The sequence below is a fragment of the Pseudomonas triticicola genome, assembly GCF_019145375.1.
Classification (GTDB): domain Bacteria; phylum Pseudomonadota; class Gammaproteobacteria; order Pseudomonadales; family Pseudomonadaceae; genus Aquipseudomonas; species Aquipseudomonas triticicola.
On the sequence record NZ_JAHSTX010000002.1, the window covers coordinates 228168 to 249090 of the forward strand.

Annotated in this window: 19 protein-coding genes; 7 read left to right on the top strand and 12 right to left on the bottom strand. The window is 61.0% G+C overall.

The window, feature by feature from the left end; all coding sequences use genetic code 11:
• Nucleotides 1-102: 102 nt before the first annotated feature.
• Nucleotides 103-570 carry a bacterioferritin gene (bfr, locus tag KVG85_RS22850; RefSeq protein WP_016772947.1) on the top strand — a complete coding sequence of 156 codons (468 nt, stop codon included), beginning with the start codon at nt 103-105 and terminating at the stop codon, nt 568-570.
• A 64-nt stretch (nt 571-634) separates the two neighbouring features.
• On the opposite strand, the gene uvrA is transcribed toward bfr, so the two are convergent.
• Nucleotides 635-3469 carry an excinuclease ABC subunit UvrA gene (gene uvrA, locus KVG85_RS22855; protein WP_024014519.1) on the bottom strand — a complete coding sequence of 945 codons (2835 nt, stop codon included), beginning with the start codon at nt 3467-3469 and terminating at the stop codon, nt 635-637.
• Nucleotides 3470-3660: 191 nt separating this feature from the next.
• Here uvrA and KVG85_RS22860 point away from each other — a divergent pair, with 191 nt between their 5' ends.
• Both KVG85_RS22860 and KVG85_RS22865 read left to right on the top strand, forming a co-directional pair.
• Complete coding sequence (locus KVG85_RS22860; protein WP_217865100.1) at nt 3661-5058, top strand: MFS transporter; 1398 nt, start codon at nt 3661-3663, stop codon at nt 5056-5058.
• Between the two features lie 9 nt (nt 5059-5067).
• Nucleotides 5068-5589: a single-stranded DNA-binding protein gene (locus tag KVG85_RS22865; RefSeq protein ID WP_042610650.1), complete on the top strand. Its 522-nt coding sequence runs from the start codon at nt 5068-5070 to the stop codon at nt 5587-5589.
• 194 nt (nt 5590-5783) lie between these two features.
• Here KVG85_RS22865 and KVG85_RS22870 read toward each other — a convergent pair whose 3' ends face one another.
• The 7 genes from KVG85_RS22870 to KVG85_RS22900 all read right to left on the bottom strand — a co-directional run bounded on the left by KVG85_RS22870 (nt 5784) and on the right by KVG85_RS22900 (nt 11041).
• Nucleotides 5784-6941 carry a glutathionylspermidine synthase family protein gene (locus KVG85_RS22870; RefSeq protein WP_217865101.1) on the bottom strand — a complete coding sequence of 386 codons (1158 nt, stop codon included), beginning with the start codon at nt 6939-6941 and terminating at the stop codon, nt 5784-5786.
• Between the two features lies 1 nt (nt 6942).
• On the bottom strand, nt 6943-7638 hold the full coding sequence (locus KVG85_RS22875; protein ID WP_217865102.1) for a DUF1190 domain-containing protein: 696 nt from the start codon (nt 7636-7638) through the stop codon (nt 6943-6945).
• Nucleotides 7639-7656: 18 nt separating this feature from the next.
• A complete protein-coding gene (locus KVG85_RS22880) occupies nt 7657-8082 on the bottom strand; it encodes a DUF350 domain-containing protein (RefSeq protein ID WP_016772952.1) in 426 nt (141 codons plus the stop codon).
• A 15-nt stretch (nt 8083-8097) separates the two neighbouring features.
• Nucleotides 8098-8748, bottom strand: coding sequence for a DUF2491 family protein (locus KVG85_RS22885; RefSeq protein ID WP_024014515.1), 651 nt, complete (start codon nt 8746-8748; stop codon nt 8098-8100).
• 210 nt (nt 8749-8958) lie between these two features.
• Complete coding sequence (locus KVG85_RS22890) at nt 8959-9657, bottom strand: PspA/IM30 family protein (RefSeq protein WP_016772954.1); 699 nt, start codon at nt 9655-9657, stop codon at nt 8959-8961.
• Nucleotides 9658-9674: 17 nt separating this feature from the next.
• The gene (locus KVG85_RS22895; RefSeq protein WP_225914461.1) at nt 9675-10256 is read right to left on the bottom strand and encodes a YjfI family protein; all 582 of its coding nucleotides are present in this window, start codon (nt 10254-10256) and stop codon (nt 9675-9677) included.
• 230 nt (nt 10257-10486) lie between these two features.
• Complete coding sequence (locus tag KVG85_RS22900; RefSeq protein ID WP_217865104.1) at nt 10487-11041, bottom strand: cysteine hydrolase family protein; 555 nt, start codon at nt 11039-11041, stop codon at nt 10487-10489.
• Nucleotides 11042-11142: 101 nt separating this feature from the next.
• Between KVG85_RS22900 and KVG85_RS22905 the strand changes: the two genes are divergently transcribed.
• The 3 genes from KVG85_RS22905 to KVG85_RS22915 all read left to right on the top strand — a co-directional run bounded on the left by KVG85_RS22905 (nt 11143) and on the right by KVG85_RS22915 (nt 14282).
• Nucleotides 11143-12144 carry a GlxA family transcriptional regulator gene (locus KVG85_RS22905; RefSeq protein ID WP_217865105.1) on the top strand — a complete coding sequence of 334 codons (1002 nt, stop codon included), beginning with the start codon at nt 11143-11145 and terminating at the stop codon, nt 12142-12144.
• A gap of 280 nt (nt 12145-12424) precedes the next feature.
• Nucleotides 12425-13534, top strand: a complete 1110-nt coding sequence (locus KVG85_RS22910; protein ID WP_024014511.1) for a DUF3182 family protein — start codon at nt 12425-12427, stop codon at nt 13532-13534.
• Nucleotides 13524-14282, top strand: coding sequence for an alpha/beta hydrolase family protein (locus tag KVG85_RS22915; protein ID WP_042610641.1), 759 nt, complete (start codon nt 13524-13526; stop codon nt 14280-14282). The genes KVG85_RS22910 and KVG85_RS22915 overlap by 11 nt, the downstream gene beginning before the upstream one ends.
• Nucleotides 14283-14393: 111 nt before the next feature.
• Here KVG85_RS22915 and KVG85_RS22920 read toward each other — a convergent pair whose 3' ends face one another.
• The 4 genes from KVG85_RS22920 to KVG85_RS22935 are packed head-to-tail and all read right to left on the bottom strand — an operon-like array spanning nt 14394 to nt 18368.
• Nucleotides 14394-15380, bottom strand: a complete 987-nt coding sequence (locus KVG85_RS22920) for a lysylphosphatidylglycerol synthase domain-containing protein (RefSeq protein ID WP_024014510.1) — start codon at nt 15378-15380, stop codon at nt 14394-14396.
• Nucleotides 15377-16651 (bottom strand): cardiolipin synthase ClsB, encoded by a 1275-nt coding sequence (gene clsB, locus KVG85_RS22925; protein WP_016772961.1) that lies wholly within the window; start codon nt 16649-16651, stop codon nt 15377-15379. Before clsB ends, KVG85_RS22920 begins: the two co-directional genes overlap by 4 nt.
• Nucleotides 16648-17445, bottom strand: a complete 798-nt coding sequence (locus tag KVG85_RS22930) for an endonuclease/exonuclease/phosphatase family protein (protein WP_056790768.1) — start codon at nt 17443-17445, stop codon at nt 16648-16650. The genes clsB and KVG85_RS22930 overlap by 4 nt, the downstream gene beginning before the upstream one ends.
• Nucleotides 17442-18368 carry a DUF72 domain-containing protein gene (locus KVG85_RS22935; RefSeq protein ID WP_217865106.1) on the bottom strand — a complete coding sequence of 309 codons (927 nt, stop codon included), beginning with the start codon at nt 18366-18368 and terminating at the stop codon, nt 17442-17444. Before KVG85_RS22935 ends, KVG85_RS22930 begins: the two co-directional genes overlap by 4 nt.
• Nucleotides 18369-18713: 345 nt before the next feature.
• Here KVG85_RS22935 and KVG85_RS22940 point away from each other — a divergent pair, with 345 nt between their 5' ends.
• The gene (locus KVG85_RS22940) at nt 18714-20816 is read left to right on the top strand and encodes a mechanosensitive ion channel family protein (protein ID WP_217865107.1); all 2103 of its coding nucleotides are present in this window, start codon (nt 18714-18716) and stop codon (nt 20814-20816) included.
• Nucleotides 20817-20923 lie beyond the last annotated feature (107 nt).

The following is a 20923-nucleotide window of genomic DNA, read 5'->3' on the forward strand; positions in this document are numbered from 1 at the left end:
CCTGCTTTTCTCAGAATATCTTCGCTTTTATTGCGCGAAGCGAGTGACCTTCCGGTCAGGTTGGTTCAAACTACAGACTTTCAGGAAGGGAGATGTAGGGCGATGCAAGGCCACCCAGATGTAATCGATTACCTCAATACGTTGCTGACCGGCGAACTGGCCGCGCGTGACCAATATTTCGTTCATTCGCGGATGTATGAGGACTGGGGGTTCACCAAGCTCTACGAGCGCATCAACCACGAGATGGAAGAAGAAGCCGGCCACGCCGATGCGTTGATGCGGCGGATTCTGATGCTCGAAGGCACGCCGCGCATGCGTCCGGATGATCTGGATGTCGGCACCACGGTGCCTACGATGCTCGAAGCTGATCTGCGCCTCGAATACAAAGTCCGCGCTGCGCTGTGCAAAGGCATCGAACTTTGCGAGCAACACAAGGACTATGTCAGCCGCGAAATTCTGCGGGTTCAGCTCAACGACACCGAAGAAGATCACACCTACTGGCTGGAAAAGCAGCTGGGCCTGATCAAGCTGATCGGTCTCGAGAACTACCTGCAATCCCACGCGTCCTGATTGCACGGCTACAAAAAAGCCCCTGTCACTTCAACGGTGACAGGGGCTTTTTCATGCCTGGCAGTTAAGCCCGATCGCGGATCAGCAGCGGCTTGAGGTAATGGCCGGTGTGAGATTGCTTCATCTCGGCAACTTCCTCCGGCGTACCGGTGGCAATGATCTGCCCGCCCTTGGAACCGCCTTCAGGACCGAGGTCCACCAACCAGTCAGCGGTCTTGATCACATCGAGGTTATGCTCGATCACCACCACGGTGTTGCCGTGATCGCGCAGACGATGCAGAACATCGAGTAACTGCTGGATATCGGCGAAGTGCAGGCCGGTGGTTGGCTCATCGAGGATATACAGGGTTTTGCCCGTATCGCGTTTGGACAGCTCGCGCGATAACTTGACCCGCTGTGCTTCACCGCCGGACAGGGTCGTAGCCGACTGCCCCAGCTTGATGTAGGACAGGCCGACATCCATCAGCGTTTGCAGCTTGCGCGCCAGTGCCGGCACCGCATCGAAGAACTCCCGTGCTTCCTCGATGGTCATTTCGAGGGTTTCATGGATGCTCTTGCCCTTGTATTTGATCTCAAGGGTTTCGCGGTTGTAGCGCTTGCTCTTGCACACATCGCAGGGCACGTAGATGTCCGGCAGGAAGTGCATTTCCACCTTGATCAGGCCATCGCCCTGGCACGCTTCGCAGCGACCGCCCTTGACGTTGAACGAGAAACGCCCCGGGCCGTAACCACGGGAGCGTGACTCGGGCACGCCGGCAAACAGTTCGCGGATCGGCGTGAACAGCCCGGTGTAGGTCGCCGGGTTGGAACGCGGCGTGCGCCCGATCGGGCTCTGGTCGATGTCGACGACTTTGTCGAGATGTTCCAGGCCTTTGATGCTGTCATGCGCAGCCGCTTCCAGCGTGGTCGCGCCATTCAGTGCCGTGGCGCTGAGTGGGAACAGCGTGTTGTTGATCAGTGTCGATTTGCCCGAACCGGATACGCCAGTCACGCACGTCAGCAGGCCGATCGGGATGTCCAGATCGACATTGCGCAGATTGTTGCCGCGCGCACCCTTGAGCGACAGGTTGAGCTTCTTGTTGCGGGGCGTGCGTTTGGCCGGCACTTCGATCTTCACCCGGCCGGACAGGTATTTGCCAGTCAGCGAATCAGGGTGCGCCATGACTTCGTCCGGCGTGCCCTCGGCAACGATCCGCCCGCCGTGCACACCGGCGCCCGGGCCGATATCGACGACATAGTCAGCCAGACGAATCGCGTCTTCATCATGCTCGACCACGATCACCGTGTTGCCGATATCGCGCAAATGCTTGAGCGTGCCGAGCAGCCGGTCGTTGTCGCGCTGATGCAGGCCAATGGATGGTTCATCGAGGATATACAGAACACCGACCAGGCCGGCGCCAATCTGGCTGGCCAGACGAATCCGCTGCGCCTCGCCACCGGACAGGGTGTCGGCGCTGCGATCCAGCGACAGATAGTCGAGGCCGACGTTGACCAGGAATTGCAGACGCTCGCGGATTTCCTTGAGGATCTTGTCGGCGATCTCGCCGCGGCGGCCGGTCATCTTCAGTGCGCCGAAATATTCGCAGGCATCGCCGATCGGCAGATTGGTCACTGCCGGCAGGGTTTTCTCGCCGACCCAGACGTGCCGGGCTTCGCGACGCAGACGCGTGCCACGGCAATCCGGGCAGGCCTGATGGCTGAGGAACTTGGCCAGCTCTTCGCGCACGCTCGCCGATTCGGTTTCGCGATAGCGACGCTCAAGATTCGGCACGATGCCTTCGAACGGGTGCGAGCGTTTGACGATGTCGCCACGGTCGTTCAGGTATTTGAAGTCGACGTTTTGCGAGCCGCTGCCGTGCAGGATGAACTTCTGCTGCTCGGCGCTCAGGTCGTTGAAGGGCTTGTCCAGGCTGAACTTGTAGTGCGAGGCGAGTGAGCCGAGCATCTGGAAGTAATAGACGTTGCGCCGGTCCCAGCCGCGTATTGCACCTTCGGCCAGGGTCAGCTCGCCATTGACCAGACGCTTGATGTCGAAGAACTGCTTCACACCCAGGCCATCACAGGTCGGGCAGGCGCCGGCAGGGTTGTTGAAGGAAAACAGCTTGGGTTCCAGCTCGCTGATCGCATGGCCGCAGATCGGGCAGGCGAAGCGTGCGGAGAAGATCATTTCTTCGCCCGGCTCGTCGTCCATCGGCGCGACCAGGGCAATGCCGTCGGCGAGTTTCAGCGCAGTCTCGAAAGACTCGGCGAGGCGCTGCTGCAGATCGGCGCGGACCTTGAAGCGGTCAACGATCACATCGATCGAATGCTTCTTCTGTTTATCCAGCTTCGGCAGCTCGTCGAGCTCGCAGATCCGCCCGTTGACCCGGGCACGGACGAAACCTTGCGCACGCAGTTCTTCGAAGACCGACAGGTGTTCGCCCTTGCGCTCGCGGATCACCGGCGCCAGCAGCATGAGTTTGCTGCCTTCCGGCTGCGCCAGCACCAGATCGACCATCTGGCTGACGGTCTGCGCTTCCAGTGGAATGTCGTGATCCGGGCAACGCGGCGTACCGACGCGGGCATAGAGCAAGCGCAGGTAGTCGTAGATTTCGGTGATGGTGCCGACCGTGGAACGCGGGTTGTGCGAGGTCGACTTTTGTTCGATGGAGATTGCCGGCGACAGGCCTTCGATGGTGTCGACGTCGGGTTTTTCCATCATCGACAGGAACTGCCGGGCATAGGCCGACAGCGATTCGACATAGCGGCGCTGACCTTCGGCATACAGCGTGTCGAACGCCAGGGACGACTTGCCGGATCCGGACAGGCCGGTGATGACGATCAGTTTGTCCCGTGGCAGGGTCAGGTCGATGTTCTTCAGGTTGTGGGTACGGGCCCCACGTATCAGGATCTTGTCCAAAGTGGCCTCGCTTGGCGGGCGGCGAAAACGTAGGAGTATACGGGCAAATACTGGATGGATGCACACTATCCAACGAAGGGCGTTTTGCCGTTCATGAAGAGAGTTTCATCTATACGCGTCATAGCGTCGCGATATACCCCGTCTTCCGATGGGACTGGTAGAATCGCCGCCGGTTCACACGAGGTTTTTCCATGCACGATCCCCACAGCGAACGCATGAGTGGCAGCGAGACCCGCGCGGCGAGCGGTCTGGCCCTGGTGTTCGCCTTCCGTATGCTTGGCATGTTCATGGTGTTGCCGGTGCTGGCGACCTATGGCATGGATCTGGCGGGAGCGACCCCGGCCCTGATCGGGCTGGCGATTGGCGCTTACGGTCTGACCCAGGCAATTTTCCAGGTTCCGTTCGGGATCATTTCCGACCGCATCGGTCGCCGGCCGGTGATCTACCTCGGTCTGATCGTCTTCGCTCTCGGCAGTGTTCTGGCTTCGCAGGCCGATTCGATCTGGGGTGTGATCGCCGGGCGGATCCTGCAAGGCGCCGGGGCGATTTCCGCAGCGGTGATGGCGCTGCTTTCCGACCTGACCCGCGAGCAGCATCGGACCAAAGCCATGGCGATGATCGGCATGACCATCGGCCTGTCGTTCGCCGTGGCCATGGTGGTCGGGCCGTTACTGACCAGTGCGTTCGGGCTGTCCGGGCTGTTCCTCGCCACTGGCGCCATGGCGCTGGTCGGCATCCTGATCATCATGTTCATGGTGCCGCAGTCCACCGGGCCGTTGCAGCACCGGGAATCCGGCGTGGCCCGGCAGGCGCTGATGCCGACGCTCAAGCACCCGGACCTGCTGCGCCTGGATCTGGGCATCTTTGTGTTACATGCCATGTTGATGTCGAGCTTCGTCGCCTTGCCGCTGGCACTGGTGGAAAAAGCCGGTTTGCCCAAGGAACAGCACTGGTGGGTCTACCTCACCGCGTTGCTGATTTCGTTCTTCGCCATGATCCCGTTCATTATCTACGGCGAGAAGAAACGCAAAATGAAACGAGTTTTGCTCGGCGCCGTCATGACATTGATGCTGACTGAACTATTCTTCTGGCAGTTCGGCGACAGCCTGCGTGCTCTGGTGATCGGCACGGTGGTGTTTTTCACCGCGTTCAATCTGCTCGAGGCATCGTTGCCGTCGCTGATCAGCAAGGTTTCACCGGCAGGCGGCAAGGGCACGGCCATGGGCGTGTACTCCACCAGCCAGTTCCTCGGTTCGGCACTCGGCGGGATACTCGGCGGCTGGTTGTTCCAGCATGGCGGTCTGTCGGTTGTGTTCCTCGGATGCGCCGCGCTGGCTGCACTTTGGCTGGCCTTTGCTGTTACCATGCGCGAACCTCCCTACGTGACGAGCCTGCGCTTGCCGTTGTCGCCCGAAGCGATCCGCGAAGCGGGTCTGGTCGAGCGCCTCAAGGCCCTGGTAGGGGTAACAGATGCAGTGATAGTCGCCGAAGAGGCGGCTGTTTACATCAAACTGGACAAAGAATTAGTGGATCGCAGCACCCTCGAACGCCTGGTCAACAACCCGGCCGGGGCTGCTTGCGACGCTTAGGAGAACGTTATGGCCCGTGGGGTTAACAAAGTCATATTGGTCGGCACTTGCGGCCAGGATCCCGAAGTTCGCTACCTGCCTAACGGTAACGCCGTGACCAACCTGAGTCTGGCCACCAGCGAACAATGGACCGACAAGCAGACCGGTCAGAAGGTCGAGAAGACCGAGTGGCACCGTGTGTCGATGTTCGGCAAGGTTGCCGAGATCGCCGGCGAATACCTGCGCAAGGGTTCGCAGGTGTACATCGAAGGCAAGCTGCAGACCCGCGAGTGGGAAAAGGACGGCATCAAGCGTTACACCACTGAAATCGTGGTCGACATGCAAGGCACCATGCAACTGCTCGGCGGCCGTCCACAACAGGGCGATCAGCAAGGCGGCGGCAACAACTACCAGCAGCAGGCGCCACGTCAGCAGGCACCGCGCCCGCAGCAGTCGGCTCCACAGCAGCGTTCGGCTCCGCCAGCGCCACAGCAGGCCGCACCGCAACCGGCTCCGGATTTCGACAGCTTCGATGACGATATTCCGTTCTGATTTGCCGCTGTAACCGCTTTGAATGAAAAAGGCCCGTCGCTTAAACGACGGGCCTTTTTTGTTCAGGAAATTCCTGGCTACTCACAATATCCTGTGGGAGCGAGCCTGCTCGCGAATGCGTCAGATCAGTCGATGCACCTGTAACTGACAGGACGCTTTCGCGAGCAGGCTCGCTCCCACAAGGTAATTTCGTCTTAATCCAGGATCAGGTGCGGCAGGAAGCGGCTGGAGTCTTTGGTGATCAGACTGTTGTCCTCACGCACACCAATCCCTGCCGCCTCATCACCAATCACCCACGAGCCAATCAGCGTGTAGCTGTCGCCAAACTTCGGCAGCGGTGCGAACTCCTGCAAGATGAACGGCGCATCGGTGTAGGGCCCGTCCTCTTTGACGATCAGCCCCTCCGCTGTTTGCAGTTCGATGTTGGCACCTTCGCGGGAAAAGTACGGCTTGCGCACCCAGCCCTTTGGCACGGCACTTTGCGGATTCGGATCAAGGTGCGCAGCGAGCAGATTCGGATGTCCCTTGTGCAATTCCCACAGCAGCGGCAGCGCACCTTTGTTGGACAGGATCGCCTTCCACGCCGGCTCGAAAAACTGCGTGTCACACTCGGCGATCGCCGCGCCGAACGGTTCGTGGAAGATGAATTCCCAGGCGTGCAGCTTGAACAGATGCGGGATCCAGCGATCCTGCAGATCGACGAAACGGCCCTCAGCCGTCAGGCCGATGTCTTCGATATCGATGTGGCGTGATTCGATGCCGACCTTTGCCGCGATCAGCCGCAGATAGTCGGTGGTGCCTTTGTCCTCGACCGAGTCCTTCATCGAGGCAAAGTAGAACGGCCGCTTCAACTGCAACTCGGCGAAGGCCTGATGCAGCTTGGTGTCGATGCTGTTGAACTGGTCAGCATGCGGCGGCAGCGTGCCACGCTCGATGCATTGCTCCAGCCAGCCCCACTGAAACGCCGCCGCTTCATAGAGGCTGGTCGGCGTGTCGTAGTTGAGCTCCAACAGTTTCGCCGGCCCGTTGCCGCTGTAGGAAAAGTCCATGCGACCGTACAGATGCGGATGACCCTCGCGCCAGGAGGTGCGGATCATGTCGTAGTACGTCGCCGGGATGCTGAGGCGATCGAGCAACTCCTCGCTGTTGACGACGCGATCAACCAGATCCATGCACATCTCGTGCAGTTCGGTGGTCGGATCTTCGAGATCGTTTTCGATCTGCGCGAGGCTGAACTGGTAGTAGGCGCTTTCGTCCCAGTACGGTTCGTCGTCGATGGTGTGGAACAGGAAACCGAGGCTTTCGGCGGTGTGTTTCCAGTCGGGGCGCTCGGCGCAGTGGATCTTTTTCATGTCAGCTGCTCGAGCGTCCGGAACTGCTGCCCCAGCCACCCCAACCGCTGCGGGCGCTGGACTGACTGCCGAAGCCGCCGCGCGAAGTCGACGAGGCAACGTTCACCGGTTTGCTCTTGCTGCTCTCGTAATCCGACTGGCTGCGCGAGGTTGTGTCAGCTCGGCGGTACTGCGTTGAGGTGTTGTACGGCTGGCGCGTTTCGCGATCACGGTAAACGGTGCGTTCGGCGTTGTTGCTCATTGCGTTGCCGATCAGCCAGCCGGTCAGCCAGCCATTGCCGCCGCCACCTGAGCCACCGGAATAGTGCGAGCCGCCGTGGCTTGCGCTGCTGCTGGTGTCGCCCGCCGGCATTTGCGAATTGGCGATGGCATCGAGATCCTGCGGCGTCTCGGCATTGCGCGCCACTTTGAAGCCGCCGAGTTTCGGCACGAAACGACCATCGGAATTTTTCTGACACCAGCCAGCGGCAAAGTCTGCGTCGCACTTGGCCTTGTCGGTGTAGGCCGGGGCGATGCGCCGGTGTTCGTTCAGGGCGGCGACGTAGGCGCTGGAGCAGAGATCGGCGGCCACTTCGGCGTCGACACACTGTTCAACGCTCTGGAAGTTGCGCGGCTGATCCAGCGCCGCTGCTTCACCGGAAATCGCCATCGCCACCGACGCGGCGAGGGACAATTGCACGTATTTGCTGCGTTTCATCGAGAGGCTTCCTGCCGGTCAGTGGGACGGTGTCATGCACGCGGCATTGAGCATGCCGACGCTGATCGCCACGGCGGCGACATAAATGCCGGCGGCGACTTCGCCGTTGGCGATGCGCTGGGACGTGCCCTTGAGCACCAGCCCGGTCGCAACGAACGCCAACAGCTGCACGACGGCGGCGATGACCGCCCAGAGGACGAAGTCGAGCACGTTGACCGAGTAGGCGATCACGTTGCTCGCCGGAATGGCGAAACCGATGATCGCCCCGGACAGGGCAATGGCGGCGGCAGTGTTGCCGGCACGGATCAGTTCGAATTCCTTGTGCGCGGTAATGCGCGTGTAGACGAATTGAAACAGCATGAACAGCAACACGGCGCCGATCAGGTAGACGACAAAACCGACCAGCGCGGTTTTGTTCAGGGAAACGGCCAAGACTTCCAGCATGAAAAACTTCCTTTTTTAAATGGCGCTCAAATCAGTCGTGTACAGCGAGATGCCCAGCGAGGTGCTCAGGCTGACGGTGCCTTCTTCGTCCTGTTCCACGGAGAACAGCAGCAGTTCGCGGCGATCGGTCAGGCCGGTGTCGCGGGCATACAGCATGGCGTGGTGCTTGATGGTGTAGGACTCGTCCGGGTTGACCACGTGCTCGGTCATTGGCACCAGTTCGGTCTGATGCAGTTCGGTGCCCCATTCACGGGTGTATTCAACACCGTCGTGGTGGTAGGTCGGCAGACCGATCAGGCTGTTGGGGCCGGCCAGACGCTGCAGTTCGGCGTCACTGTTGACCGTTACATAGCTGAGGTAATTGAACAGGGTGACCGACTCGACCTGATCATCGCCGGTGACGTGGATCTGCACCCAGAAATCCTCGTCGTTCATGTAGTAGCGGTGCAGCTTGTTGGACTGGCCGAGATCGACCCAACCGGCGCTCCACACCGCTTGATCGAATGGCACCCGCACCGACGTCGAGCCCTCCAGCAGCAACGCCAGGGTCGTGTCGAAGCGCACGCCTTTGCCTTGTGCCATGCCCAGTGGACCGCTGGCGCCGGTGCTCGTTGGCGCAGCGGTCTGCCAATTGCTGGTGCCGAGCAAGTCTTTAAACCATCCCATGGGTACGTTCCTTGAAGCGGGTGGAGGTGTTCGGGGGTGAAAAAGTGGCGGTAGTGTAACGGGCGAAGCGGTGAACGAGCAGAGGCAATTACGCCGTGAAACCATGTGGGAGCGAGCCTGCTCGCGAATGGGTTGTGTCAGTCACTCGATTATTTGACTGTCACGACGCTTTCGCGAGCAGGCTCGCTCCCACAAGTTACCGTTCAGTGATTACTGCGCGGACTTCTGCTTCAGCCGCTCAAGGATCGCATTGGCGCTGCCTTCGTTCGGCGTGATGCCGGCGTCGCGCAATTTGCGTTCCAGATCGTTACCGGTGGAGGCGTCGGCCAGTTCGTCTGCGGCGTTCAGTTCGGCAGCGCGTTGCTGCTGCTTGGCTTGCAGGCGGTTCAGGGTGCCGACTGCGGTTTCCAGTTTGCCGTTGGCGCCGCCGCTGGCAATCGAGGCGCTGACCTGGGCTTTCTGCACGCTATCGCGGGCCTTGGCCATGTCCACTTGCTGGCGCAGGCTTTTGATCCGCGATTCGGCTTTGCTGATGTCTTTGCGCATGTTGTCGGCGTAGGCGCCGAATTCATCGCTGAGTTTCTTCTCGGCAGCGAGGTCGTTGGTCAGGGTCGAAATCGCTTCGGCCACTTCCAGCGCCAAGTCTTCGCGGCCGGCATTCAACGCGGCCACAGCCTTGGCTTCGAGGTCCTTGATCTTGGCGTCGTACTCGCTGACGCGGTCGGCGGCCAGTTTGTGCTTGGCCATGATCGTCACCAGTTCGCGGCGGGCATTGGACAGCGCGGTGTCGGCGTCGCGGATTTCCTGATCGAGGATGCGCAGGGCCTGCTGGTCGGCGATGGCTTCGCCGACTTCATTGGCGCCGCCGCGCAGTGCGGTGAACAACTTGCTCCAGATGGACTGAGTCATTGGATATTCCCTGTTGATTACTTGAAGAAGTGTTCGAAGGCTTCGCTGGCGCGCTGCACGTTGTCGACCAGGGTTTTCACCTCGGTGACCACGTTGGTCAGGCTCGAGTCGGCGCTGAGGGCGCCGAACATGTTGTAGACGGTCTGCCCGTTCGGCATCGATTCGATTCCGATCGACGACAGCGGGAACATCTCGCGGCTGCGCAGCACGGCATCGTTGAACGCCTGGACGTTGCTGATCGAATCGATGTCCACCAGCACGGTGTCGACGATGATCTGCTGGCCGGCCAGGGCGATGTGAATCGGCAGGCCGCCGAATTCGTTCATTTCCAGCTTGATGCTCGGCTCGGAGCTCTGGATCAGGGACAGCGAAATCTCTTGGGAAGCCACCTCGTCCAGCGCCTTGAGGGCATTGAAGAGGCTGTCGATGGTCCAGTTGTTGCCTGCGCTCATGTATTTCTCCGACATGAAAGAGCCAGCCAGAATCGGTTGGCGTAGCTGTTGCTCCATTTGCTTGAGCAAGCTTCGGTTTTCCGGAAGCACCCAAGTTTCGTGTTTCACATAACCGGCGGCGGCCAGGCCTGCGCGCATCTGCTTCATGTAGAAGCTCGATGGTTTTTTCGCCGACTTCTTGCCACGCTCGCCCTTGGGGCTGGCTGCGGCAGTCGTCCGAGTGCGGCTTGTCATGGCTGGAATCCGGTTATGAGCGTCTCACGCGTGGGCCACACTACAACCAATGCAAAGTGCCATCAATGACTCACGCGTGAGATTTTCATGACAGACGCAAAAAGGCCCGCAACGGAGCGGGCCAGGGGATTGCGCAGTTGTTGCTAGGCGTTGCTGCCCAGGAACTGCTCAGTCGATACCACGCTGGCATAGGCAAAACCCAGCGCCGCCATGAATGCTGCGTGCACATGAGCGGCCGGCACCGTCAGGCCGTTGAATTCCAGATCACGGCTGGCGCAGGCATCGTGAATCACGGTCACGCTGTAACCCATGTCCGCCGCCGCGCGGGTGATGCCATCGACGCACATATGGCTCATGCTGCCGACCACCACCAGGTCGGTGATGCCGTGTTCGTCGAGCACCGCTTTCAGTTCGGTTTCACGGAACGAGTTGACGAAATGCTTGAGCACCACCGGCTCGTTGGCGCGGTTGAGTACTTTCGGATGCAGTTTCGCGCCTTCGGAGCCGGGAGTGAAAAACGGCGCATCCTCGGAGGTGAATTCATGCCGAATGTGCACCACCGGATTGCCCGTTTCGCGAAAGGCTGCGATCAGCCGTGCGGCGTTGTCGGCAGCGGCGTCGGCGCCAACCAGCGGCCACTTGCCTTGGGGGAAGTAGTCGTTCTGGATATCGACTACGATGAGCGCTTGCTTGGCCATGGGATTGTCCTCGAGGCAGTGATTGGGTGTGGTCTCAGTATTGGCGCTTGCCGAGGATCCGAGGATTGGCCGCACCGACAATAGACGGGGGAAAACTGACAATGGCTGCACAAAGAGCCGCCACCGCTGAACTGGGCGTGCTGATTTATCCCGGCGCGCAACTGGCGGCGGTGCACGGTCTGACCGACCTGTTCGCCGTGGCCAATCGCATCGCCGCCGAGTATCAGGCTGTGCAATTGCCCTTGCTGCGGGTCAGTCACTGGCAGGTCGAGGGCGAGCAGTTGCCGACCCGGGTCTATGACAGTCATCCCGGTGCCGAAGGCGCTTTGCTCGCCGTGCTGATTCCGCCGTCCCTCGGCGGGTTCGATGCGGCGCAGATGACCGCGAGTCTTGCGCAATGGCTGCGCGATCAGCATGCGCGCGGCGCAACCCTTGGTGGTGTTTGTGTGGGCTCGTTGATGCTCGCTGAAAGCGGCTTGCTCGACGGTCGCAGCGCCACCACGCACTGGACCTCGGCCCAGGCTTTTGCCGAGCGTTACCCGAAGATCAAACTCAAGGCCGACACGCCGATTGTCGACGACGGTGACCTGATCACCACGGCGGGGCTGATGGCCTGGTCGGAACTGGGACTGCGCCTGGTCGATCGCTTGCTCGGCCCGAGCAGCGCCACCGCGACCGCGCGTTTTCTGGTGATGGAACACAGCGACAGCGCCAGTGAATGCGGGAGCAATTTCGCGCCGATCCTCAGTCATGGCGACGCGGCGATTCTCAAGGTCCAGCACTGGCTGCAAAGCACCGGGGCGACGGATGTTTCGCTGAACGCGATGGCCGAGCGCGCGGGCCTTGAAGAACGCACTTTCCTGCGCCGATTCCGCGCCGCGACAGGCTTGAAACCGACCGAGTATTGCCAGCACCTGCGGGTTGGCAAAGCGCGAGAAATGCTCGAGTTCACCAATGGCACGATCGACCACATTGCCTGGACGGTGGGCTATCAGGATCCGGGCGCGTTTCGCGCGATTTTCAAGAAGATTACCGGGTTGGGGCCTAGTGATTACCGGGGGCGGTTTGGTGTGAACCCCGCTCCCAGAACGACGATGAACTAATGTGGGAGCGAGCCTGCTCGCGAAGGCGCTGGATCTACAGAATTGTAGTCGGCTGACACTACGCTTTCGCGAGCAGGCTCGCTCCCACAATGATCGCGGCGAGGATGAGAGATCGTGCAATTTGCCGGAGTTTTGCGCGCTGTCGTGCAGTTTGAAACAGGCGTGATGCCAGCACAGTCACGGCAAACTCCCGATTATCGGGCGGTTCGGAGGGAGCGTTGATTGGCCTGATCTCTGCAATTTCCCTGAGTGAACCCATCGACTGATGCAAGGGGAACGCATGACCCCGACACCCAGCAACAAAATCGTCGTGGCCCATTCGGTGCGTGCCGAGGCGCCGCAACATGAAGTCGAGACCAACAAGGCTCTGGCGCGCTGGTTGGCGCAGATTCTCGGTTGCAAGTTCGGCGGCAGTTACGACCCGGCCAAACATTCGGGCCGCGACCTCTATCTGCTGCCGACGCAGACAATCGTCGGCGCCGCCCACGCGCAAGCGCTTGGCATCAACGGCCCCGATGACTTGTGGGGCGGTTACGTCGAATACGATTTCATCTGCACCAAAGCCATCAGCCACGGTTTGCGCAGTCATCTGGCGCACGCGCCGCAGGGCTGGTCGCCGCTGTTTTCGGAGCGGGTGCGCAACGTTGTGCTCGACGGTCTCAGCGTATTTGCCCTGGAAGATGCACGGCCCGCCGCCGAACATCTGCTGTACGCCGGGCCGATTCGCTTGAAGCCGGTTCACGCTTGCGCCGGTCGCGGTCAGGAAGTGATCAAAAGCCTCGACGCGTTCGATGAGATCCTCGCGCGGCCCGAGGCGCAAAGCCTGTTCAGGGACGGCGTAGTGCTAGAGCAGGACTTGAGCAACGTCGTCACCCACAGCGTCGGCCAGTCGTTCATCGGCGGCAAAGTGTTGAGCTACTGCGGTGATCAATACTTGACCGAGGACGGCCAAGGCGAAGAGGTCTACGGCGGTTCGAATCTGCTGGTGGTGCAGGGCGGCTATGACCAATTGCTCGCGCTGGATCTGCCTGACGATGTGCGTCTGGCCATTGAGCAGGCACAGGTCTTCGACAGCGCCGCCAACGAAGCCTACCCGCGCTTCTTCGCCTCGCGGCGCAATTACGATATCGCCCAAGGCCTCGACGCCAGCGGCAACCCGCGCAGCGGCGTGCTCGAACAATCCTGGCGCATGGGCGGTGCCAGCAGCGCCGAAGTGGCGGCGCTGCAAAGCTTCGTCAACGATCCACAGATGCGCGCGATTCGCGTGTCGTCGGTGGAAACCTATACCGATCAGGCGCTGCCGGCGGACGCAATCGAGGTCTATCGCGGCCCGGCGGAAAACAGCGCATTTCTTCTCAAATATGTGACGGTCCAATCCTATGACGGCTAGAAGCGAAAGCATTCAAATCGACATTGATGACGAACAGATGAGCGGGACCTTTCTCAGTCCCAAATCGAAAGTCCCGGGGGTGTTGTTTGTTCACGGTTGGGGCGGCAGTCAGGAACGTGATCTGGAACGGGCCAAAGGCATCGCCGGACTGGGTTGCGTGTGCCTGACCTTCGACTTGCGCGGGCATACCGGCGGCACCGGGATTCCGCTGACCCGCGTGACCCGTGAAGACAATCTGCGTGACTTGCTGGCGGCCTATGATCGCCTGTTGGCGCACCCGGCGCTGGATACCTCGGCGATCGCTGTGGTCGGCACCAGTTATGGCGGCTATCTGGCCTCGATTCTGACCTCATTGCGCCCGGTGCGCTGGCTGGCGCTGCGCGTGCCGGCGCTGTACCGCGACGAGCAATGGCACACGCCCAAGCGCGATCTGGACAAGGCCGACCTGCGCGATTATCGCAATACGCTAGTGCGCGCCGACAGCAATCGCGCCCTGCATGCCTGTTCGCAATTCACGGGCGACGTGCTGTTGGTGGAATCGGAAACCGACGATTTCGTGCCCCACGCGACGATCATGAGTTACCGCGCCGCGTGTCAGCAGACCCACTCGTTGACCCACCGGATCATCGATGGCGCGGATCACGCGTTGAGTGACCCGGTGTCGCAGCAGGCCTACACCTCGATTCTGGTGGACTGGATTACCGAGATGGTGGTGGGGGAGCGGTTGAGCATTATCCAGTCCAGATGATGTGTCGCGTGTACCGGCCCCTTCGCGAGCAGGCTCGCTCCCACAGGTTGAACGCATTTCAAATGTGGGAGCGAGCCTGCTCGCGAAAGGGCCATCAGCAGCAAGGCATGGTCAGGAGGGTTTCTTTTCGATCCGCAATGCCTTGGCCTTGGCCTCCACCACCAGATACATCACCACCGTAATCAACAGCGGCAGCAGAAAATAAATCGCCCGATACGCCAGCAATCCCGCGACCAGACTGCCGCGCGATGCCTCGTGCTGCAGCAGCGCCACAAACACCGCCTCAAGCACACCCAGCCCCGCCGGAATGTGCGTGATGACCCCGGCAATCGCGCTGATCAACAGCACGCCGAGCACCAGCGGATAATCCAGTTTGCTTGGCAGCAGAGTGAAGATCACCGCCGCCATCAGCGACCAGTTCAGCGCGCCCAAAAGCAATTGCAGCACCGCCATGCGCAGCGACGGCAGGTTGATTTCCACGCCGCGAATCGACCACTCGCGGCGCTTGGAAAACTGACACGCCGCCAGATAGCCGGCGCTGACCAGCAGCAATAACACACCGACCAGTTGCAAGGCCGAACTGCTGAGCTTCCAGCCCGGCGGCATCGTCACCAGACCGCTGCTGAACACCACGCCTGCGATGGTCATGTAGCCGAACCAGTTGGTCGCCAGGCTCAGGCCGAGAATCTTGGCAATGTTGCCTTTGCTTACGCCCAGCCGCGAATACAGGCGATAGCGCATGGCGATGCCGCCGACCCAGGCGCTGAGATTGAGGTTGAAGGCGTAGCTGATGATGCCCACCGGCAGGATCTGCTTCCAGGTCAGGTCCTGACGAATGTAGGTGCGGCCGATCAGGTCGAAACTGGCGTACACCAGAAAGCTCAGCAGGGTCAGGCTGGCGGCGATGATCAGCGTGCGCACCTTGAAATCGGCGAGGGTCTCCAGCACCTCGGCCCATTCGATGCGCGTGGCGAACATCGTCAGCAGGACGATCAGCGCGAGGAAAAACAGGATGGTCAGCGGACGTTTCCAGCGGCTCCATTTCGACGGCGCCGCTTGTGCCGAATGGCTATCGGAGTGCACTTCGGAATGACTCATGGACGCGCACCTCGGAAAGGCTTCAGACGCGGTTTATGCGCCGGCAGCCAACCGGCCATGGCCGGGAAGTGCCGCAGGAAGTGGAATACCAGAAAGCCCACGGTCATGTGCCAGATGCGCCCACGCGGCAACAGCTTGGCGTCCATGGCTTTGCAGTGGTTCTGGCTGAGGTCTTCGAGGCGCTCGTACAGGTGCTGATTGAATGCGCGGTCGCGGATCAGCACGTTGGCTTCCAGGTTCAGCGACAGGCTCAGCGGGTCGAGATTGCTTGAGCCGACGGTACTCCAGTCATCATCGACCAGCGCGACCTTGCCGTGCAGCGGGCGCTGGCAGTATTCGTGGATCTGCACGCCGGCACGCAGCAGATAATCGTAGGTCATGCGCGCCGCCAGTTTCGCCACGAGCATGTCCGGCTGGCCCTGCAGGATCAGCCGCACCTCGACGCCACGGCGGGCGGCGTTGCGGATTTCGCGCAGCAAACGGTAGCCGGGAAAGAAGTAGGCGTTGGCGATGATCACCCGGCGCTTGGCCTTGCGCAGCACCTGCAAATACACGTCTTCGATATCGGTGTTGTGTTGATCGTTATCGCGGAACACCAGGCGCACCTGGCCGTCGTGATCGGTGAAGGCCATTTCCTCCAGACGCTGGCGCCGGCGCTGCCACCAGAACCGCGCGCGTCCGGGACGACCGCTTTGCAGCAGGGCGAAGTGATGGATATCGGCGACCACCGGGCCCTGGATCTCCACCGAGTAATCCTGCTTGGCTTCAGGGCCGAAATCGGCCAGGTGATCGCCGGAAAAGTTGATCCCGCCGATGAACGCGATCAAGCCGTCGACCACCACGATCTTGCGGTGCAAGCGGCGGAACCAGTTGGTGCGGATGCCCAAATGCTTTGGCGCCGGATCGAAGATTTGCAGATGCACGCCGGCATCGCTCAAGGCCGACAGATAGCCAGTGCTCAGCTCGCCACAGCCGAAGCCGTCGAGGCTGACCGTGGTGCGCACGCCGCGCTGGGCGGCTTCGATGAGGATTTGCTGCAACTCGGCACCGACCTTGTCTTCGAAGACGATGAAGGTCTCCAGCAGGATTTCGCTCTTGGCTGCGCGCATCGCTTCGAACACGCGGGGGAAATATTCCTCGCCGTTCTCCAGCAGCTCTACGCGGTTGTTGCTGTGCCATTGATACTCGACGTCAACGTGGCCGGGCTCGCGCACCGGCGGATTCAGCGGGACCGGGTCGACGGCGGATTTTTCCAGTGGCGCACTGTTCATAGTTCAATCTCCACCGATAACGGTGCGTGGTCGGAAAGGTGGGACCAGGGCCGGTTGGTCAATACTTTTGGCCGGCTGGCCTTGAGGTTGCGTACGTAGATGCGGTCGAGTCGTAGCGCTGGCAGACGCGCGGGAAAACTGCGCGCCGGCTTGCCGTACTGCTCGGCGAACACTTCGCGCAGGCCACAGGGTTTGAGCTGCGCATCGGCGCGCTGGCGCCAGTCATTGAAATCGCCAGCGACGATCACCGGGGCGTCGGCGGGCAATTCGGCGAGACGTTGCATCAGCAGATCCAGTTGCGCGTTGCGGTGGCTCTCGCGCAGGCCCAGATGCACGCAGATCGCGTGCACTTCGGTGCCGTCGCCAGGCAGGCGCAGCACGCAATGCAACAGGCCGCGGTTTTCATGGCCGCTGATCGACACGTCGAGGTTGTCGTGGCGGATGATCTGGAATTTCGACAGCAGCGCATTACCGTGATCGCCCGCCGGATACACCGCGTTGCGCCCGTAGGCGAATTGCGGCCAGAGGCTGTCGGCGAGAAATTCGTATTGCGGCATCGTCGGCCAGTTGTCGTAGCGTTTCGGATGCTGCTCGTGAGTGCCGTGCACTTCCTGCAGAAACACCACGTCGGCGGCGACGCTGCGCACCGCTTCACGCAGCTCCGGCAGAATGAAACGCCGGTTCAGCGCAGTGAAACCCTTGTGAGTGTTGACCGTCAGTACGGTGAAAGTGCGCACCGAGGGCGCAACCACGGAGCCTTCGTCGGTGAAACCGACCGGTTCGGGAATACTCATGACAGAACTCCTTCTGCGGCAACTTGCCCGGGAGTCGTGGCGAGGTCTCTATCGAGGTCGAAGCGCTGCAAGAGGTTGCGTGCGTCGTAGGGCGCGCGGACTTTGATGTCGTTGTCGAAGTAGCAGAACACTTCGCGGGATTTGCGCGCGCGGGGTTTCAGGCGTGGCGCTATCAGGTGGGCGTCCTCTGGCTGTTTACCGTGATGCCAGGCGTCGATGCGCTCGGCCCAGCGCTTGAGCGCTTGTTCGGAATAACCGCTGGCGTAGAGCTCTTCGGCGCCGTGCAGGCGCAGATAGACAAAGTCGCTGGTGAGGTCTTCGCGGTACGGCCATTTGCCGGCGGTGTCGGCGACCACCAGCGCGGTGTTATGGCGCTTGAGCAGGCGTACGAACTCCGGGTCGATAAAACTCTCGTGACGAATTTCCACGGCATGGCGCAACGGCTTCTTGCTCCAGGCTTTGACGCTGGCGTGGCCGGGCAGATGCGAGTCGTGCTGACGGGCGAGGGCGGCTGCGGCTTGGGTATCGTGGGGCAGTTGCGCGAGAAAGTGATCGAAGCGCTCGGCGTCGAATTTGAAATTCGGCGGAAACTGCCAGAGGATCGGCCCGAGTTTTTCCTTCAGTTCCAGCACACCCGAAGCGAAGAAATTCGCCAACGGTTTTTCGATTTCGCGCAAACGGCGCACGTGGGTGATGAAGCGCGGCGCCTTGACGCTGAACACGAAGTCATCGGGGGTTTCGTCGTACCACTGGGCGTAACGTTCGGGTCGTTGCAGGGCGTAGAACGATCCATTGATTTCAATGCTGTTGACCGCGCGGGAGGCGAACTGCAATTCGCGCTTCTGCGCCAGTCCCTTCGGGTAGAAATCCCCGCGCCACGGGGCGTAGCGCCAGCCTGAAATACCGATGTGAATCGTCGCCATCCCATCCTCCCGTAGAAAGTCCTCGTGTTGCCGATGTTCTGTGATGACTGCGGCGGGGGCGGGAAAGTTTCGGTGGTGTTACGGACGGTCGCGGGTGAAGCGAAGATCAAGAGCTTTCCCCCTCACCCCAACCCTCTCCCCCAAAGGGGGCGAGGGGGAAAGGGAGCAGATCTGCATGGTCTTCAGGACTTGAGTTCGACTCAAGACGTGCAGTTGGTGATTTTGGACATGCAACTCGGTCGGCTCCCTCTCCTGGGGGAGAGGGCTGGGGTGAGGGGGCTCTTGAACTTGCCGCGCAATTACCGATCAGTTCCTTACCAGGGTCAGCCACGGGAGATCGGAGCTTTGCGCAATTTCAGGATCGCCATTCTGCTGGGAGCGCTGCTGTGCTTCGGCGTCAACGCATCGCAAGCCGCCGCGCTACCGGGCGTTCCGGCTGCCGCCGATACGGCGGAAAAACCCGCCGAACCGGAACCGCTGGTGCAGGGTGGTCTGCTCGGGGCGATCAGTACGAGCATCGACGATGTGCAGGAAAAACTCGATCTCAACGAACACCTGGTCGATGCCTGGCGGCTGCGCGCCGACCGCGCGGCGGATGAGGTCGACAGGCTGGTCAAGCAGCCGTCGAACCGCTCGGGCTGGAGCGTGGCCGGGGATTTCCTCACGTTGTCGGGAGTGTGGCTGGGCAGTTTCGCCCTGCTCACCGTGCTCGGCAGTCTGTTGGCCAAGCGTCTGCGTGAGGGCCGCTGGTTGCGCACCCGCCAGCGCAGTCAGGATCTGCTCGGCTACGTGCTGCCGTACACCGTGCCGGCGCTGATCTGCCTGCCGCTGACACTGTACGTCAGCCATTTTCTGCAAGCTTCGGTGGGCCGTGCGCTGGCGCTGTGTCTGGCCTACGCCACCAGCAGCGGCATTTTTTCCACGTCGATGTTGCTGTGCGTAGTGGTGATGTTCAACGTCGGCCACAAGCGCACAGCCGTGCGAATCATCCGTGAATATTGCCCGCGCCCACTGTTCCTGATCGGCTTTCTCGCCGCCCTCAGCGATGCCCTGACCAGCCCGCAGATCGCCCGACAATTGGGCGGCAATATCACCAGCAGCATCGCCGTGTTCACCGGGCTGATCGCCTCGGTGATTTTCGGTTTGCTGGTGATTCGCCTGCGCCGGCCCGTGGCGCATCTGATCCGCAATCGCCCGCTCGCTCAGCGTTTGAAACAACCGTCGCTGCAGGAGTCGCTGCGGATATTTTCCGGGTTGTGGTACTGGCCGATCGTGCTGATGGTGCTGGTCTCGGCAGTCAGCCTGATCGGCATTGGCGAGGACAATCAGAAAGCCCTGCGCTGTGCCTTGTTCACCACCGTGCTGCTGATCGCCACGGTGTTTCTCAGCACGGTGTTGCAGCATCTGTTCAAGTCGCGCAAAGCCGAGGCGATCCAGCGCAGCAGCGCCTACAAGGAACGTTTTCTCAGCCTGTTGCATGCGTTGCTGCGGATCGTCATGGCGATTGTGTTCATCGATATTCTCGGGCGGATCTGGGGCGTGTCGTTGCTCGATTTCGCCCAGAGCAGCACGGTCGGGCGAGCGATCAGCAATGCCTTGAGCAGCATTGGTCTGATCTTCCTGGTGACGTGGCTGCTGTGGGTGGTGCTCGACACGGCGATTCAGGAAGCGCTGAAACCGCCGCTGAGCAAACGCGCGGCACGCCAGCCGAGCACGCGGGTGAAAACCATCCTGCCGCTGCTGCGCAATGCGATCAAAATCATCCTCGTGGTGATCTGCGCGATTACCACCATGGCCAACCTCGGCATCAACGTCGCGCCGCTATTGGCCGGTGCCGGTGTGGTCGGCCTGGCGATCGGTTTCGGTTCGCAGCAATTGGTGCAGGACGTCATCACCGGGCTGTTCATCATCATCGAAGACACCCTGTCGATCGGCGACTGGGTGGTGCTCGATTCCGGCCACGCCGGCACCGTGGAAGGCCTGACCATTCGCACCTTGCGCCTGCGTGACGGCAAGGGTTTTGTGCACTCGGTGCCGTTCGGCCAGATCAAGGCTGTGACCAACCAATCACGCCAGTTCGCCTTCGCGTTTTTCTCGGTGCAGTTCACTTACGACACCGATGTCGACAGAGCCATCGAGCTGATCCGCGAGGCCGGCGATTCGATCCGCGAAGACCCGTTCCTCAAGTACAACCTGCAAGGGCCGCTGGATGTGTTCGGCGTGGACAAAATGGACTTGAACGGGGTGGTGTTGACAGCGCAATTCCGCACGGTGTCCGGTGGGCAATATGCGGTGAGCCGCGCGTTCAACCAGCGCTTGAAGAAGCTTGTGGATAACACACCGAATGTGCATTTTGCGCAGACTTATCCACAGCAGGTGTTATTGCCGAAGCGGCAGGAGGAGCGGGCGGTGGTTGCGGGTGAGGTGCCGCAGGAGTCGCGGACCTGAAGCATGATTTTGGGGTGGAGGGCCGGCCATTCGCGAGCAGGCTCGCTCCCACAGGGGAAACGGGAGTGGACTGTGGGAGCGAGCCTGCTCGCGAAGACGCCGGTGCG